Here is a 17452-nt window from a genome sequence, read left to right as displayed (position 1 = left end):
CTGGTACTCATATTTCAATAACTAGCCGAATGCCCTATTATCTGCGCCACAAGAATTATCATAATTTAACATCATAAAACGTTAAGTTGAGTATTGCCTTAGGAGAACTTTGCATGACCCATGTAAACGTAAAGGAAGCCCTGGCTGCAGTTGGGATTACGGATGTCCCGGAAGTTGTATATAACCCCTCCTATGAAATACTTTTTCAGGAAGAAACCCGGCCAGAGCTGGAAGGGTATGAAAAAGGCATTGTCACCGAAATGGGGGCGGTCTCAGTGGACACCGGCATCTTCACCGGTCGATCTCCTAAGGATAAGTTCATCGTAAAAGACGACACCACTCGTGACACTATCTGGTGGTCGGATCAAGGTAAAAACGATAACAAACCCATTACCGAAGAAATCTGGGCCGATCTCAAAGGTTTGGTCACCAATCAACTGTCTGGTAAACGCTTATTCGTCATTGATGGTTTCTGCGGAGCCAACCCGGAAACGCGACTGAGTGTTCGCTTTGTCACTGAAGTGGCCTGGCAGGCGCACTTTGTGAAGAATATGTTTATTCGCCCAGATGCTGCCGATCTGGAAAGCTTTGAGCCAGACTTCATCGTGATGAACGGCGCCAAGTGCACCAATCCGAATTGGGAAAAACAGGGGCTGAACTCTGAGAACTTTGTCGCCTTTAACCTGACCGAACGGATTCAGGTCATCGGCGGAACCTGGTACGGCGGCGAAATGAAAAAAGGTATGTTCTCGATTATGAACTACCTGTTGCCACTGCGTGGCATCGCTTCTATGCATTGCTCTGCCAACGTTGGTGAAGATGGTGATACTGCTATTTTCTTCGGTCTTTCTGGTACCGGTAAGACGACACTGTCCGCAGATCCAAAACGCGCACTGATTGGTGATGATGAGCACGGCTGGGACGACGATGGTATCTTCAACTTTGAAGGTGGCTGCTACGCCAAAACCATCAACCTTAGAGAAGAAAATGAGCCGGAGATTTTCCATGCTATCCGCCGTGATGCGTTGCTGGAAAACGTTTCTGTGAGCGCCGATGGTAAAATCGATTTTGACGATAACTCCAAAACCGAGAATACCCGGGTTTCTTACCCGCTTTATCACATTGAAAACATTGTTAAGCCTGTTTCCAAAGCCGGTCATGCTCAGAAGGTGATCTTCCTGACTGCTGATGCCTTTGGTGTTCTGCCTCCGGTTTCTTGCCTGACGCCAGAGCAGACCAAATACCACTTCCTCTCAGGTTTCACTGCCAAACTGGCAGGAACCGAGCGTGGTATTACTGAGCCAACACCAACGTTTTCATCCTGCTTTGGTGCGGCGTTCCTGTCACTTCACCCAACCCGCTACGCGCAGGAATTGGTGAAGAAGATGGAAGCCAACGGTGCCACTGCGTATCTGGTGAACACTGGCTGGAACGGTTCTGGCAAACGCATCTCCATCAAAGCGACTCGCGCAATTATTGATGCAATCCTCGATGGCTCTATCGATAAAGCGGAAACCAACGCTCTGCCATTCTTTGGTTTGCACGTGCCGCAACAAGTAGAAGGTGTGGACGATGGTATCCTGAACCCTCAGGACACCTATGAAGATCCAGCTGAGTGGGAACGCAAGGCTCGAGATCTGGCTGATCGCTTCATTACCAACTTCGTGAAGTTCACAGACAATGATGAAGGTAAGGCGCTAGTAGCCGCAGGTCCGTCACTGGACTGACATCACAATTGTGATGCCGGATGAAAGGGAAGCACTGTCTTCCCTTTTTTTATGCTTCCAAGGTGTGCAGGCTTCGTTATAATTGACCGTTTTCACTGGTAATGAGTGTGATTTAATGGAGAGTATCTCTCAGCGTATTGCGGAAGAGTTAGGTGCGAGACCTGAACAGGTCACCAGTGCGGTACAACTTTTGGATGATGGGTCCACGGTTCCTTTTATTGCCCGTTATCGTAAAGAGGTCACTGGCGGTCTGGACGATACTCAGCTGAGAACGCTGGAAGAACGTCTTCGTTACCTTCGTGAGCTTGAAGACCGTCGCGAAACCATTCTTAAAAGTATTATTGAGCAGGAAAAGCTAACCCCTGAGTTAGAAAAGGACATTCGTTCCGCTGACACCAAAACCCGTCTTGAAGATCTTTATCTGCCTTACAAGCCTAAGCGTCGGACCAAGGCTCAGATTGCCCGTGAGGCAGGTTTGGAGCCTTTGGCAGACATGCTGTTCGATACGCCTGAAAAAGACCCTGAAGCAGAAGCTGCTGCATTTGTTGATGCAGAGAAAGGCGTTGCCGATGTGAAGGCGGCACTGGAAGGCGCTCGCTACATTCTGATGGAACGCTTCAGTGAAAACGCTGAGCTGCTTGGCAAGCTCCGTGACCTGCTCTGGAGCGATGGCATTCTTAGCAGCCGTGGTGTTGAAGGCAAGGAAGAAGAAGGCGCGAAATTCCGCGACTACTTTGAACACGACGAAGCACTGAAGCGTGTACCTTCTCACCGCGCTCTGGCGATTTTCCGTGGTCGCAACGAAGGCGTGCTTCAGGCCAGCATTAAACTGGCTGATGAGCCGGAAGATCGCCGCGCTACTCACCCTTGTGAGAAGCTGGTTGCGGATTTCTGGAAAGTGGAACACAAAGGCCGTGCGGGTGACGATTGGCTAAAAGATGTGGTTCGCTGGACATGGCGAGTGAAGTTACTGTCTCAGCTTGAAACCGAGCTGATGACCCGCATTCGCGAAAACTCTGAAGAAGAAGCCATCAAAGTCTTCGCTAAAAACCTGAAAGACTTGATGTTGGCGGCACCGGCTGGTTTGCGCCCAACACTTGGTTTAGACCCAGGTTTGAGAACTGGCGTAAAAGTCGCCGTTGTGGATGGCACCGGCAAGTTGGTGGAATACACGACAATTTATCCACACGCACCACAGAAGAAGTGGAAAGAAGCGCTGGGTACACTGGCAACACTGTGTTTGACCCATCAGGTAGAGCTAGTAAGTATTGGTAATGGCACTGCTTCCCGTGAAACAGATCGTCTAGCGGCTGAATTGATGCGCAGCTATCCAAAACTGAATCTCACCAAAATTGTAGTCAGCGAAGCAGGTGCGTCGGTTTACTCCGCTTCTGAACTGGCTTCCCGTGAATTCCCGGATTTGGATGTTTCTATTCGTGGCGCAGTATCCATCGCCCGTCGTCTGCAAGATCCGCTGGCGGAGCTGGTGAAGATTGAACCAAAAGCCATTGGTGTTGGTCAGTATCAGCACGATGTTAGCCAAACGAATCTGTCGCGCTCTTTGGAAGCGGTGGTTGAGGATTGTGTAAACGCCGTTGGTGTTGATTTGAATACCGCCTCCAGCCCATTGCTGGCTCGAGTATCCGGTTTGAACCGCACACTGGCTGACAACATTGTTGCGTATCGTGATGCAAACGGTACGTTCAAAAGCCGTAAAGATCTGAAGAAAGTGACCCGCTTCGGTGAGAAAACCTTCGAACAGGCTGCGGGCTTCCTGCGGGTGATGAATGGCGAAAACCCACTGGACAGTTCTTCCGTTCACCCGGAAGCGTATCCGCTGGTTGAACGAATCGCCGGAAATTCACAACGTGACGTTCGTGGTTTGATTGGTGACTCGGCTTTCCTGAGAACGTTGAACGCTGCGGACTTCACCGATGAAACCTTCGGTGTTCCAACGGTTACCGACATCATCGCTGAACTGGACAAACCAGGCCGTGACCCACGTCCTGACTTCAAAGCGGCTGAGTTTAAAGACGGTATCGAAGACATTCGTCACCTCAAGCTAAACATGGAGCTTGAAGGTGTCGTGACCAACGTTACCAACTTCGGTGCGTTTGTTGATGTGGGCGTGCATCAAGATGGTCTGGTGCACATCTCTGCGCTGTCTGAAAGCTTTGTCAAAGACCCTGCCGAGGTGGTGAAAGCAGGCGACATTGTCAAAGTAAAAGTGATGGAAGTGGATGTGCCGCGTAAGCGTATTGGTCTGACTATGAGAATGTCTGATAAAGCTGAGCAAGTTGCAGAAGCTCGTCAGCAACCTCGTAAGGCTCAGTCCGATAAATCTGCAGGGCGTAAACCGCAAGGTGCAAGTCAGCCTGCTGGCCGTGGTAAGAAACAGCAAGACTCCGGTGGAACTCTTGCGGATATCTTCGCAAATGCAAAGCAGTTGCGTAAGTGATGGCTTGAAGGTCATATAAACGACAGTTGCTACCAATAACAGAAAGCCAGATGCATGATGTGTCTGGCTTTCTGCTAAGCGGGTTCTTTGTATTGGATCGTAGGAAGTAAAAGATTTTATAGGGTGGCGCTGTTATCATTACTTCTTTAAAGAACGTGATCAAAGACTAAACTGATTACTGCTTTCAGGTGTCGTGCTCCTCCCCGGAATTATCGCACTGATACTTGACCTAATTATTGGATTTTTACATTGGCTACTGATTATCAGGATCGTCTGGAGCTGCTCCGGTCCCATGCTAATAATTCGATGCTTCGTGGTATTTGTCACGGGATTGAACGGGAATGTCTCAGAGTCACGTCTAATGGACGTCTTGCCAAAACCTCTCATAATGAATCCCTTGGCAGGGCGCTGACCCATCCTTACATCACCACCGATTACTCCGAAGCACTGCTTGAGTTTATAACCCCTGTACATTGTCGCGTAGATGATACTCTGACTTTCTTGCAGCAATTACATCAATTCACCTGGCAAAATATTGATGGTGAGTTGCTTTGGCCTGGCAGTATGCCGCCCTTGTTGGAAGGTGATGAGAATATTCCTATCGCCCAATATGGCAGTTCCAATATTGGCACCATGAAAAGCGTGTACCGGGAAGGTTTGTGGCATCGCTATGGTAAGCCGATGCAGACTATCGCGGGTATACACTATAACTTTTCACTGCCTGAAGCGTTCTGGGACGTGATAGGCGAAGATGTTGAAGACGCGGATCGTGTGTCCGTTGGTTATTTCGGCATGATTCGAAACTTCCGCCGTTACTCTTGGCTATTAATGTATCTGTTTGGTGCCTCACCTGTCGTGCACAGAAGCTTTTTTGCTGATGATGCTGAGGGCGTTGAAAAGTCCGGGTTGGAAGCACTGGACGATGACGCTCTGTATCTTCCGTACGCAACCTCACTCCGTATGAGTGATATGGGTTATAGCAATGATGCGCAGTCATCCTTAAGCATTTGCTATAACACGCTGGATGAATACGTTGATTGTCTGACCAAAGCCATCCGCACGCCTTATCCGCCTTATGAAACGATTGGCTTGAAGTCGGGTGATAAGTATCTACAACTGAACACCAATGTGTTGCAGATTGAAAACGAGTATTACAGCAATATTCGCCCTAAGCGGGTTACTCGTTCCGGTGAAAAGCCGGTTACCGCTCTTCGTAATGAAGGTGTTGAGTATATTGAAGTGCGTTGTCTGGATATCAACCCGTTTGAACCTCTTGGATTGAGTGAGCAAGACGCGCACTTTCTTGATGTCTTCCTTCTTTATTGTGCGCTCCAACCTAGTAAGCCGATTCTTGAAGCGGAATGCATGGAAATTACGGGTAACTTTAAGCGCGTTGTGCTGGAAGGTCGTCGTCCAGATTTGGAACTTCAAAATGCCGGTCAGATGCTCTCCATGAAAAAATGGGGAACCCAGCTATTGGAAGAGATGTTGCCTATCGCTCAATTGTTGGATGAAGCCAATGAGAGTTCATTGTTTGCAGCCAGTATCTATGGAGAACAGACGAAGCTTGAGGATGTATCCTTAACGCCATCTGCAAAGGTGCTGAGTGCATTACAGTCTGGGGATATGGGGTATTTGGAGTTCATGCTCTCTTTATCTAAACAGCACGCCGATATCACCTACAGTGAAAAATTGAGCGCTGAACGTACAAGCTACTTCGAAGAGATTGCAGGGCGATCCATTGAAGACCAATTAGTCAGAGAAAGTAGTGATGACAGAAGCTTTGATGAATTCCTTAAGGAATATATGGCTTCGGAAGTTTAACGTTCATTGAATTGAACGTAAGTGGTAATGGCTTATCTGTAGATCAGGAAAAGGATTTCCAGTCTATTAAAATACTGTTTTATCATTAAAGCCTGCTGTTTTAATAATTAAATATAATTTGCCAGAGACTAATAAGCCCTATTCCTTAGCAAACATGCAGATTGCGCAAAACTTGCAATTGTTTTTTTTATATGGTGAGAAAAATAAACCCTTGCCGCAAAAAATCCAGTGTCATAACCTAGCACTTTAAATACCTACTAAAGGTACTTAAGTGGTCCCGTTCACGCAGAAGAGATCTAACTGTTAAGAGGAACTGTTTATCATGCTGAAGGGTTGCCAAACGGCAAAAGAACGCTGGGGAGGAGTATCAGAAATTATTGATCGCTGGCTCAGCGAACGACAGGAGTTGATTGTGCTCTACTGTTCCATAAATGGAATGGATCAATTTGATGATGACAACCGACCGGTAGCAAACAAATTAAAAGAACTGTGTCAGATTCTGGTGGATTATGTTTCTGCGGGGCACTTTGAAGTGTATGAGCAGCTGATTCAGGAAGCGCTGGAGCATAAAGATAAAAGTGGTGAGTTTGTTCTCGATATCATTCCCAGATTAGAAGAAAATACCTCGAAGTGTTTGAGCTTTAATGATAGCTGCGAGTCTATCAGTTCCCTTCAAAGGCTTCAGGAATCCGTTTCAGAACTTGGAGAAGCATTGGAAGAGCGGTTCAGCCTGGAAGATAACATGATAGAGATATTGCATGAGCCTCACAGAGAAAAACTGTCTGGTTAAAGTGCTTTAAGCGCATTTTTAACAAGCTGCATGGTAAAAATGCCTGTGGCTTTGTTTATTTTTTTGATTTTTCATTAAATATTTTTCTTGTTGAGTTTTTTCTACTGCCTCTTCTATCGCTGTTAAGAATATACTTTAAATAAAGTGTTTTTCTATTAACAATGAATTTGTATGCGATCTTACTCCTTCCTGAATTAATCATTTCGCGTAAAAAAACACTTTAATTACTAAAAAAAAATTTGCAGATGACGAATAAGCACTCTATGTTGGAATTAAAGCTGGGTATAAATTGCTCGGTTTTTATAACGATGTACTAACTACTAGTAGATTGGATAATTCAGAACGAGGGACGACCCATGCCTGCAACAAGGAAGACTGCAGCCAAAAAAAGCACTGCCAGGAAGGCACCTGCTAAAAAGGCAACAGCAAAGAAAAATACCACAGCCAAGAAGACTGTTAGAAAAGTCGACATGGTTAAGAAGTGGGAAAAAGAAGTTGATGCACTGAAGAAAAAGCTGGAAAAAGCGCGTGAAGCGCTGAAGAAAGCAAAAGCCAGTGCTAAAAAGAAAGCAGATGCGGCAAAGAAAGCAGAAGCTAAGAAAAAAGCTGCTGCCAAGAAAAAAGCCACTGCTAAAAAGAAAACCACTGCTAAAAAAGCTGCCGTCAAAAAAACAGCATCTAAAAGAAAGACTGTTGCTAAAAAGAAGGTAGCTACTAAGAAGAAGGCTACGGCTAAGAAAAAAGTAGTTAAGAAAAAGCCAGTAGCTAAAAAGAAAGTTGCCAAGAAAAAAGTAGCGGCTAAGAGAAAGCCTGCAGCCAAGAAAAAAGCACCTGCTCGTAAGGCGGCTGCTAAGAAGGCTCCTTCTCGTAAGGCAACCGCTAAGAAAAAGGCGCCAGCTCGTAAAGCAGCTCCTAAGAGAAAGGCTCCGGCCAGAAGTGTTGCCAAGAAGAAGTAATCAAGTTGGATGCTCTACGCTAAAGGGGGATTTTGATCCCCCTTTTTTAATGTCTGAAATAAACCCCGCCAAAACAGTTCGTAATCTGTCTCTTCCCCAATATAATGCCCGGCATGATCACATTAAACTCAATCAGCCTATTAAGATCCGGCAAACTCTTGCTGGAGGATGCTTCCGTTACTATCCATTCTGGCCAGCATGTTGGGCTGGTTGGAGCGAATGGGTGTGGAAAATCCAGTCTGCTCGCATTGCTGACGGGCGATTTGCAGCCGGATAAAGGCGATCTCCACTTTGATAAAGGTCGGGGACTGGCTCATATGGCTCAGGAAATAGAAGCCCTGGGCAGAAATTCGGTGGACTATGTTCTTGATGGTGACACAGAGTTGCGTCGAATCGAGCAGAAAATAGCCGATGCCGAAACATCCGGTGCCCACGACAAACTGGCCGATTTGCATGAGCAATTATTGAGAGCCGATGGCTATACAGCTCGATCACGTGCCGAGCAGCTGTTGCATGGACTTGGGTTCAATCATGATGTGTTGAATAAAAGCGTCAGTGATTTTTCCGGTGGCTGGCGAATGCGACTGAATCTGGCAAAAACCCTGATGAGTCCATCCGATATTATGTTGCTGGATGAACCGACTAACCACTTGGATCTCGATGCGATTGTCTGGCTGGAAAGCTTTTTAAAGCGTTACTCCGGAACTTTACTGATTATTTCGCACGACCGTGATTTTCTGGATGAGACAACAGATCACACCTTGCATATTGAACAAAAGACGCTGAACCAATATCGAGGCAATTATTCTGCATTTGAAACACTGCGTGCTCAAAGGCTGGAACAGCAGCAGGCCGTTTTCGAGAAACAGCAGAAAGTACGTGCTCATATGGAGAAATTTGTTGAGCGTTTTCGTGCCAAGGCGTCCAAAGCCAAACAAGCCCAAAGCCGATTGAAAGCACTGTCAAAGTTGGAAGAAATCTCTGCCGCACATGTCGATTCACCGTTTTCTTTCTCGTTCCCTGAGTCGGACAAAATGTCGTCTCCGTTGCTGGTTCTGGATAAGGCTCAGCTAGGGTACGGTGAAAAGACGCTGCTGCAGTTGAGTATGAATATCCAGCCCGGTAGCCGCATTGGGTTACTTGGGGCAAATGGCGCGGGTAAATCCACCTTGATTCGCTCTCTGGCTGGAGAGTTGCCTCTGCTCGCAGGTGAAGTGCATCAGGGAGAACATTTAAGTGTTGGTTACTTTGCGCAGCATCAGTTAGAAAGCCTCGATTTTCAGGCAACTCCTCTTCTGCATTTGCAACGATTGTCGCCCAATGCCCGGGAGCAGGAATTACGAAACTTCCTGGGAGGTTTTGGTTTTCACGGTGATAAAGCCGTTGAAGTGATTCAAGGGTTTTCGGGTGGAGAAAAAGCCCGTCTTGCATTGGCTATTATTGGCTGGCAGAAACCTAACTTGTTGTTGCTGGACGAGCCAACTAACCATCTTGATCTGGACATGCGCCTGGCACTGACTATGGCGTTGCAGTCTTTCGAAGGCGCAATGATTCTGGTGTCTCACGACAGAAACCTGATTCGCAGTACGACGGATGAGCTCTATCTTGTGCATGATGGTCGTATGGAAAGTTACGAAGGTGATCTGGAAGATTACAGCCAGTGGCTAGTTCAGCTACGAACTCGGGAAAAGAACGAATCCCGTGCAGCCAGAACCGAAGAAAAGGGGGTGTCGTCCAGTTCTGCTCAGCAAAGAAAAGATGCTAAGCGACAGGAGGCAGAAAGACGTCAGGCTTTACGTCCGCTAAGGCAAAAAGCCGAAAAGCTGGAAAAACAGCTTGAAGGTCTTCAGGTTTCATTGGAGGAAGTTGAAGCATCATTATCAGATTCATCGTTGTATGAGGAATCCGCCAAAGATCAGTTAAAAGATTTACTGGGTCGACAAGCTGATATCAAGTGTCAGATGGTCGAGATAGAAGAAGCCTGGATGGAAGCGCTGGAAGAATTGGAATCCGCCGAAATGGGTTGAATCATTTCTTAAGAAAAGAGTTTCAGGGGCTGAATGCCCCTGATATCAGGCGACTGCTTCTTCTTCCTGATTTGTTTCTTCTTCAGAAACCACATCAAGCTTGCCAAGCAGTGCAGAAACACGATCGCCCCAAGCGGACAGCTCCTGTTTCAGCTGCGTGTTTTCTTCCTCAAGACGGGAATTGGCAGAGCGGAGGTCTTCGACTTCCATTCTGGACAGTTCCAATTTATCTATCAGGTTTTGCAGCCTTGATTCCAGCTGACCAAGAGATTCAATAGACATAACGACAATGACACCGAAAAACAGTGAAAGATGATTGAATAGTTTGCACTATTGCGGATAGTTACGATAGCACTGATTGTATCAGTGTGGCTGTCCGAAAGTAGTTTAAATAAGAATAACTCAGAAAAGCCTGACTATACTCTATTTGTTTTGTGTATTTATCCGTAAATGAATAAGTACACTGTCTGGAAGTTCAGCGCTGACTGGCTTTTAAATAGTTAGTCAGCGTCTTATATCTATTTCGAGCCTGCTTTTGAGAATTTTGGATATCGTATTCCGAGCCCTCTGCAAGGAACAAAGCAGTACCCAGAAGCATCAGGCTTCGGGAGTTTTAAATGAACGAAAATACACAGCCCTGTGCCAGAATTATTTCTGATCTGAATGTAGAAGATGAAGCACTGAGAGCATTTTATGTATCCCTGATGAATCGGCAGAGTGTGGATGATTATATTCATACACAACACCTGCATTTTTGTTCGCGGCAAGTTGAAGGGTGTTTTCTGAATCATGTTCTGGCGCTTACAGAGCTGGCATTAGAAGCGCCAACAACCAGGTAGCTCAATCGAGCTGACAATCAATCAATTAGCGGATACACTCCCATTGCTTTCTTTCAGTTTCCTCTGCCGCTTTTGGCGCTAGAGGGGGCGTTTTGGTCACTAATAAAAAGCCTGATAAAGCAATGCCTGAAGTAATCCCTTCTGACTCAGTCGGGTTGGTCGAGCCGAAAGCAATCTGGTTTGATCAACCTCTGGCTCTCGAGTGCGGTGAAGTGCTGGACGGATTCCAGCTGATGATCGAAACCTATGGTCAGCTGAATGAGTCCCACTCCAATGCGATTCTGATTTGCCATGCGCTGAGCGGCCATCATCACGTCGCGGGCTATCACTCCATGGAAGAGCGCAAACCCGGCTGGTGGGATAACTGCATTGGCCCGGGAAAACCCATCGATACCAATCGATTCTTTGTGGTTGCTCTGAATAATCTGGGTGGGTGTCATGGCAGTACCGGGCCCACCAGTGAGAACCCAAAAACGGGTAAAGCCTACGGCCCTGATTTTCCGGTAGTTACGGTGAGTGACTGGGTGAGCAGTCAGGCTATGCTGGCAGACTATTTAGGTATTGATCAGTGGGCAGCTGTCGTCGGTGGCAGCCTCGGTGGTATGCAGGCGCTGCAATGGTCTATTACCTATCCAGAAAGATTACGCCACGCCGTTATCATTGCGTCAGCGGCTCGGTTGTCAGCTCAGAATATTGCTTTTAACGAAGTGGCTCGTCAGGCGATTATGTCTGATGAACAGTTTTTAAATGGGCGTTACCTCGAAGAAAACACGATTCCCCGCAAAGGGCTTGGTTTGGCTCGGATGGTCGGGCACATCACCTATCTGTCTGACGATGCCATGGGTGCCAAGTTTGGGCGGGAAATGAAAAACGACAGCCTGAGCTATGACTATAACGTGGATTTTCAGATAGAGAGTTATCTTCGTTATCAGGGTGAAAGTTTTTCAGAAATGTTTGATGCCAATACTTACCTGTTAATGACTCGGGCGCTGGATTATTTTGATCCTGCCGCAGAGTTTGGCGACAGCCTTCCAAAGGCGCTTGGCAATGCATCCGCTAAATTTTTTCTGGCGTCGTTTTCCACCGACTGGCGTTTTTCACCGGAGCGTTCGAGAGAAATTGTCGATGCGCTGATGGAAGCGGACAGATGCGTCACCTATCTGGAAGTGGATGCACCACAGGGGCACGATGCCTTCTTGATGGATATTCCAAGATACACCAGAGGATTAGCGGCTTATATGAATCGCGTGGCGGAGGATTGCCAATGACGACTCGTGGAGATCTGGACATCATCCGCAAATGGGTTGCACCAACAAGTCGGGTGCTTGATCTGGCTTGTGGTGATGGTCAGTTGTTGTATGAACTGCAAAAAGAAAAGCAGGTGACGGGTTACGGCCTTGAAATCAATTCGCAGGACATTGAAGCCTGCATTGATAAAGGAGTAAACGTTGTAGAGCAGAACCTGGATCGCGGGCTGGGGAATTTCAAAACGGGCAGTTTCGATACCGTGATTATGACTCAGGCGCTGCAGGTAATGCACTTTCCGCATCTTGTTTTGGAAGAAATGTTGAGAGTTGGACGGCAGTGTATTGTTACCTTTCCGAACTTTGGTCACTGGCGCTGTCGTGTACATTTGGCCGCTAACGGTCGGATGCCAGTATCCAAGTACATGCCTTACACCTGGTACGACACACCTAATATACACTTTTGTACCTTTCGGGACTTCGAAGCGTTGTGCCGGGAAAAGAATTATCGGGTATTGAACCGAATGGTCGTGGATCAGTCATATCAAAATGGCGTGTTTGCCAATGTCTGGCCAAACCTGATGGGAGAAGTAGCCATTTATCATTTGACGATGGCGGAGGGGGATTCGTAATGGCATTAACCAAACAATTGAAGCAAGCAGGGATATTTATTGTCTTTGCATTACTGACCAGCCTTGCAAAGGCAAATGATAACATTCCAGCCGCTCGGGCTCTGGATAACGAGCCAGAAAGGTTCGGCAACTATGAAGTGTACTTCAGTGCGTTTAATAGCACGTTTATTACCCCGGATGTGGCTGATCAGTATAATCTCCGCCGTGGTGAGCGTTATGGCATTGTGAATATTGCCATTCGTGACGTGTCAGAAGGCGAACTTGGTAAAGCCGTGACCGGAACCATTGCTGGGCACTCAATGAATTTACTGACTCAGAAAAAGGGGTTGGAATTTTCGGAAGTGAAAGACGGCGGCGCTGTTTATTATCTGGCTGACTTCAAATTTTCGGATAAAGAACTGCTAAAATTCGTCATTGATGTTATGCCCCAAGACAGTCTGAAAAGCGAGACACTGCGCTTTGAACAGACGTTTTATCAGTAAAGCTTTTTAGAATAGAGAGATACTATGGTCAGGGATATTCGCCAGGTCGTGCTTGCCAGTGGTAACAAGGGCAAGCTGGCAGAATTCCAGCGACTTCTGGAACCGCTTCATATCCAGATGCAGCCTCAAAGTGAGTTTGGCATCGGGATGACGTTGCCTGAAGCAGAAGAAACTGGGCTGACGTTCGTGGAAAACGCCATTCTGAAAGCGCGCTATGCAGCAAAGATCTCCGGCCTGTCAGTGATTGCTGATGATTCCGGGCTTGAGGTGGATTACCTGAATGGCGAGCCTGGCATTTACTCTGCGCGCTATGCAGGGTTAGATGCTTCTGATGCGGACAACAACCAGAAACTGCTGCAAAAGCTTGCCGGTGTTAAGTCGGCAGAGCGAACAGCGCGTTTCCATTGTGTGCTGGTTTACCTTCGTCACGAGCATGACCCAACGCCCATCGTTGCACACGGCAAGTGGGAAGGTTTTGTTATTGAAGAAGCGCTGGGTGATCACGGCTTTGGTTATGATCCGTTGTTTATGGTGCCCACAGAACACAAAACTGCCGCTGAATTACCATCAGAAGTTAAAAACCAATTAAGCCACCGTGCTCAGGCTTTGCAAACGCTGATCAGTAGCCTGAAGGAGCTGAACAACTGAGGCTGCAAACGCCTCGGTGATGGACTTTATGTTAACCCTTCCTCCTCTCAGTCTTTATATTCACGTACCCTGGTGCGTGAAGAAGTGCCCTTATTGTGATTTCAACTCCCACCGTTTGAATGGCGACATTCCGGAGGACGCGTATATCAGCGCACTGTTGCATGATTTCCAGAATGAGCTGTCACAGGTTCAGGGGCGCGCTATACACTCGATTTTTATTGGAGGTGGAACGCCTAGCCTATTATCAGGAAAAGCGTACCAGAGGCTGTTTGATGGCTTACAGAAGCATGTCAGCTTTACTGATGACATTGAAATCACCATGGAAGCCAATCCTGGCACCTATGAACATGATCGTTTCCAGTCGTATATCGATGCGGGGGTGAACCGAATCTCTCTCGGTGTTCAAAGTTTTCAGGATGAAAAACTGCAAAAGCTTGGCCGAATCCACAGTGCTGCAGAAGCGTATCAGGCCATCAAGTCCATCATTGAAAGCGGCTTCACCAATATCAATATTGATTTGATGCATGGCTTGCCCAATCAATCTCTTGATGACGCGCTCCATGATCTTCAGCGGGCCATTGAGCTGAAACCTGCACATATTTCTTGGTATCAGCTGACCATCGAACCAAACACAGTCTTCTACTCAAAAACACCTGTGCTCCCACCAGACGACACATTATGGGATATTCAGGAGGCAGGGCAGAAACTACTGGCTTCAGCGGGTTTTGAACAGTATGAGATATCGGCATACAGTCAGGCTGACAAACGTTCAAGGCACAATCTGAACTATTGGCAGTTTGGGGATTACATGGGGATTGGTGCCGGAGCCCATGGCAAACTGACCGATTTATCCACAGGCCAGATCATTCGTAACTGGAAAACCCGAATGCCGGCAGATTACTTAGCGGCAAGTGATGAGCAGCAAGCCTTTGAAACAGGGCGGCGAATATTGGCGGTTGATGAGTTGCCTATCGAGTTCATGATGAATGTGCTGCGATTGAATCACGGTGTTGAGCAGGGTTTGTACAGAGCAAGAACTGGTGAGAATCTGGATAGTATCACAGCGTCGTTAGCATTGGCTCAGCAAAAGGGTTTATTAGAGCCGCTTGAGCAAGGTCGCCTGCAACCCACCCCAACGGGCAGGTTGTTTCTAAACGACCTTCTGGAGCTATTTACTTAACTCTCCACTTGTTTAGCTAAGGCGAGTGAACAGCAAATCCCAAACACCATGGCCTAAACGCTGACCACGTTTTTCAAACTTAGTCAGCGGGCGGAAATCCGGGCGTGGTGAATAGCCATTTTCTTTATCCTGGTTTTCATAGCCTTCTGCAGCGTTCATCACTTCCAGCATTTGTTCGGCGTAATTTTCCCAATCTGTTGCTAGATGAACAACGCCACCAATCGCCAGCTTTGGACGAATCATCTGGATAAACTCCGGCTGAATCAGACGACGCTTGTTATGACGCTTTTTGTGCCATGGGTCCGGGAAGTAAATCTGCACTCGAGACAGGCTGCCATCGGGCACACATTGCTTAAGCACTTCAACGGCATCATCACAATAGCTACGAAGGTTGTTAATGTCTGCCAGTCGCGCTTCATTCAGCAGACTGCCAACACCGGGGCGATGCACTTCAATACCAATAAAGTGTTTATCGCTCTCCTGAGAAGCCATGGTCACTAGAGAGTGGCCCATGCCATAACCGATTTCCAGAACCCGTGGTGCCTGTTCCGGAAAAGCATTCAGGAAACCTTCAGTGCCGCTTTCCAGAGACAGACCCCAGTTAGGCCAACACTCATCCCAACCACGCTGTTGGCCTGTAGTCATACGACCTGCGCGTAAGACAAAACTTTTTATCCGGCGTTGGTGGGGGTTGGTATCATGTGGGTTCTCAGCATCATCAACTGACTTAGTGATATCGTTCATTGGGGTTCTGAATCTGTGGAAATAACCGCGTAAGATACTGCCCACTCTTCAAAATGCAAATTTCTTAACGGGTAAAAGTCGCTGTTGTTCATTGTGGGAGCGGTTGTGAAAGCTGTGCCCGTAAGGTTTTCCTCCCAAAAAATGCAATATTTTTTTGAATTTTCAAGATCAAAAACTGTCAGAGCAATGACTGTCTTCGATCCTCGAAATTTCATAAAATAGGACGAAAGTTATGTTCAGTAGTTTAAATCCAGGTTTATTGATTCGAGTGGCTGCCAGCACAATTATCTACTCAGGCTTGATGACACAAACAGTGTTCGGAGCTCCGGTATCGTCGACTCCTCGTGGGTATTGGGGAAGCGGCGTGCTAGTTGGCCATAAAGGGGATGTGGTTACCCGAGGGCTACTCTTTTCCACAAAAGAAATGACGATTCAGGTTGGAGCAAATCATAGTGCTAATGGTAAACACTATCCTTCTGAAACGTTAAAAGTCTCAACTTATGACCAGTTTGTTTACGACCAACTTCAATCTGTGCCATTCGATCAGCCTGTGGTGCTGCGTTATGTGCACCCTTATCCACTCAACCCATTTCATCTGACAGAGTCCAAGTACTTTATTACCTCAGTTCAATTGGCTGGCCAGTCTTTTGAACAAACAGAGTCTTACCGTCAATATGGTTACAGGTTTGATAACCCTTCCGGTGAGCAAAGAGGTTCTTATGAAGCCGGGCAAAAGTCAGGTCAGTTTATTCATGTATCCCGTTGGGGGTTAGTCTTTGGGAAGACATGTACCGCCTATTTGCATGAAGGTGGTACCAAACAGGTAACAACTACCGTGCCACAAAGTGGAATGGCCAGTGTCACCAATCCGGCAACTGGGCAAAGTGAACTACTGGCAGTAGACAGTTATCAGGTCGATACGATGACGGTTCCCAATGTAACAGTCGTGAACATATATTCAGAGGCGGGTTGTCGCTACGCAGAAGACCTTACTGTGAGTATGATGCCCGTATTAGTAGAGCATTCTGGCAAACTATTTGAGATCTGGAACGCCCATGATCTGACTATTCACGGTATGACAGCTAAACCGGAATTAAGGCAGCTCTGAAAGGGCTGCCTTATAACCAACTCTGCTTTTAAATTATGGGCTGTGCAGCCATTTTAGCTAACTGGATCTGTGTTGAAGTTCCTCGCCATAACTATGGTTATGACTCGTCTCTTCGCTTTTATGCCCTATGGGTATTGCCCAGTTGTCCAAAATAACTTGTTCGCACAAAATTTAAAAGCGCCATTTGTATTAGTCATTGGAATAATGAGTCACACTAAAAATGACCAGCATCAGCCAGCCAAGAATAAACGACACGCCCCCTAGGAGGCTGACCGAGAATAGCCCGGTTAGCTCTCCTAAAACCAGCTCAACCTGAAAGCGCTCAAATAATGATCAGCATTTAGACCTTAATTTTCCACTTTACTCATATTCAGGCCTTTTTAAGGCATTTATGCTGCATTTTTAACCTTTTTCAAATCATCAAGACGGATTAACCCCGTTGATGCTACTTTCACCATTTTTTTTCATGTTATGCGCCGAACATACCAGCGAAAACTCTGCCGCTACTTTCTCTTTACCTCTCAGACTAAAGCTCTTGAAACCAGAATTTTTTATCTGACCAAACGGTGGCTCAGCGATGACTTTACGATGTGCGTATATTGCCTTTGCTTCAGTGGTTTCCATTTTCTTGTTCATGGCTTGGCGTATGGCCTCGAACTTATCCGTACGGATAACTCTGCCCGCCTCCTTTTTTGAACCACTGCACCTCGAGCGGTAAGAGCACTCCCTGCAGACATCTTTACTGGCTCGATAACTTTTTCGTTTGGCTTTGCTGTTCGGGTTCGTTATTAAC

Annotated in this window: 16 protein-coding genes; 13 read left to right on the top strand and 3 right to left on the bottom strand. The window is 46.9% G+C overall.

Annotated elements, in window-relative coordinates; translation table 11 throughout:
- The first annotated feature begins 113 nt into the window (after window positions 1-113).
- From pckA to AKL11_RS05760, 6 genes are all read left to right on the top strand, one after another.
- On the top strand, window positions 114-1727 hold the full coding sequence (gene pckA / locus AKL11_RS05785) for a phosphoenolpyruvate carboxykinase (ATP) (RefSeq protein ID WP_067515662.1): 1614 nt from the start codon (window positions 114-116) through the stop codon (window positions 1725-1727).
- Between the two features lie 115 nt (window positions 1728-1842).
- On the top strand, window positions 1843-4185 hold the full coding sequence (locus AKL11_RS05780) for a Tex family protein (RefSeq protein ID WP_067515661.1): 2343 nt from the start codon (window positions 1843-1845) through the stop codon (window positions 4183-4185).
- A gap of 249 nt (window positions 4186-4434) precedes the next feature.
- Window positions 4435-6009: a glutamate--cysteine ligase gene (gene gshA / locus AKL11_RS05775; protein ID WP_095210212.1), complete on the top strand. Its 1575-nt coding sequence runs from the start codon at window positions 4435-4437 to the stop codon at window positions 6007-6009.
- A 322-nt stretch (window positions 6010-6331) separates the two neighbouring features.
- On the top strand, window positions 6332-6799 hold the full coding sequence (locus AKL11_RS05770) for an Rsd/AlgQ family anti-sigma factor (RefSeq protein WP_067515659.1): 468 nt from the start codon (window positions 6332-6334) through the stop codon (window positions 6797-6799).
- Between the two features lie 356 nt (window positions 6800-7155).
- A complete protein-coding gene (locus AKL11_RS25035) occupies window positions 7156-7755 on the top strand; it encodes a hypothetical protein (protein WP_067515658.1) in 600 nt (199 codons plus the stop codon).
- A gap of 113 nt (window positions 7756-7868) precedes the next feature.
- Complete coding sequence (locus AKL11_RS05760; protein WP_067515984.1) at window positions 7869-9782, top strand: ATP-binding cassette domain-containing protein; 1914 nt, start codon at window positions 7869-7871, stop codon at window positions 9780-9782.
- A 45-nt stretch (window positions 9783-9827) separates the two neighbouring features.
- On the opposite strand, the gene AKL11_RS05755 is transcribed toward AKL11_RS05760, so the two are convergent.
- Window positions 9828-10064, bottom strand: a complete 237-nt coding sequence (locus tag AKL11_RS05755) for a cell division protein ZapB (protein WP_067515657.1) — start codon at window positions 10062-10064, stop codon at window positions 9828-9830.
- A gap of 335 nt (window positions 10065-10399) precedes the next feature.
- Here AKL11_RS05755 and AKL11_RS05750 point away from each other — a divergent pair, with 335 nt between their 5' ends.
- The 6 genes from AKL11_RS05750 to hemW all read left to right on the top strand — a co-directional run bounded on the left by AKL11_RS05750 (window position 10400) and on the right by hemW (window position 14807).
- Entirely contained in the window at window positions 10400-10621 is a 222-nt protein-coding gene (locus tag AKL11_RS05750) for a hypothetical protein (RefSeq protein WP_067515656.1), read from the top strand.
- 122 nt (window positions 10622-10743) lie between these two features.
- Window positions 10744-11889: a homoserine O-succinyltransferase MetX gene (gene metX / locus AKL11_RS05745; RefSeq protein WP_067515655.1), complete on the top strand. Its 1146-nt coding sequence runs from the start codon at window positions 10744-10746 to the stop codon at window positions 11887-11889.
- Window positions 11886-12497: a methionine biosynthesis protein MetW gene (metW, locus tag AKL11_RS05740; RefSeq protein WP_067515654.1), complete on the top strand. Its 612-nt coding sequence runs from the start codon at window positions 11886-11888 to the stop codon at window positions 12495-12497. The genes metX and metW overlap by 4 nt, the downstream gene beginning before the upstream one ends.
- Window positions 12497-12979 (top strand): DUF4426 domain-containing protein, encoded by a 483-nt coding sequence (locus AKL11_RS05735; protein ID WP_095210211.1) that lies wholly within the window; start codon window positions 12497-12499, stop codon window positions 12977-12979. The genes metW and AKL11_RS05735 overlap by 1 nt, the downstream gene beginning before the upstream one ends.
- A gap of 24 nt (window positions 12980-13003) precedes the next feature.
- On the top strand, window positions 13004-13627 hold the full coding sequence (locus tag AKL11_RS05730) for an XTP/dITP diphosphatase (protein WP_067515653.1): 624 nt from the start codon (window positions 13004-13006) through the stop codon (window positions 13625-13627).
- Between the two features lie 28 nt (window positions 13628-13655).
- The gene (hemW, locus tag AKL11_RS05725; protein ID WP_067515982.1) at window positions 13656-14807 is read left to right on the top strand and encodes a radical SAM family heme chaperone HemW; all 1152 of its coding nucleotides are present in this window, start codon (window positions 13656-13658) and stop codon (window positions 14805-14807) included.
- A 12-nt stretch (window positions 14808-14819) separates the two neighbouring features.
- On the opposite strand, the gene trmB is transcribed toward hemW, so the two are convergent.
- The gene (gene trmB / locus AKL11_RS05720) at window positions 14820-15551 is read right to left on the bottom strand and encodes a tRNA (guanosine(46)-N7)-methyltransferase TrmB (RefSeq protein WP_067515652.1); all 732 of its coding nucleotides are present in this window, start codon (window positions 15549-15551) and stop codon (window positions 14820-14822) included.
- Between the two features lie 232 nt (window positions 15552-15783).
- Here trmB and AKL11_RS05710 point away from each other — a divergent pair, with 232 nt between their 5' ends.
- Window positions 15784-16659 (top strand): hypothetical protein, encoded by an 876-nt coding sequence (locus AKL11_RS05710; protein ID WP_067515650.1) that lies wholly within the window; start codon window positions 15784-15786, stop codon window positions 16657-16659.
- 420 nt (window positions 16660-17079) lie between these two features.
- Here the strand turns inward: AKL11_RS05710 and AKL11_RS24460 are convergent.
- The coding region (locus AKL11_RS24460; RefSeq protein WP_172807245.1) for a transposase at window positions 17080-17452 on the bottom strand (373 nt) is incomplete at its 5' end.

Source organism: Endozoicomonas ascidiicola, assembly GCF_001646945.1.
Taxonomy (GTDB): Bacteria; Pseudomonadota; Gammaproteobacteria; order Pseudomonadales; family Endozoicomonadaceae; genus Endozoicomonas; species Endozoicomonas ascidiicola.
The sequence above is the reverse complement of the archived record's forward strand: the minus strand, read 5'-3'. Positions and strand labels throughout refer to the sequence as shown.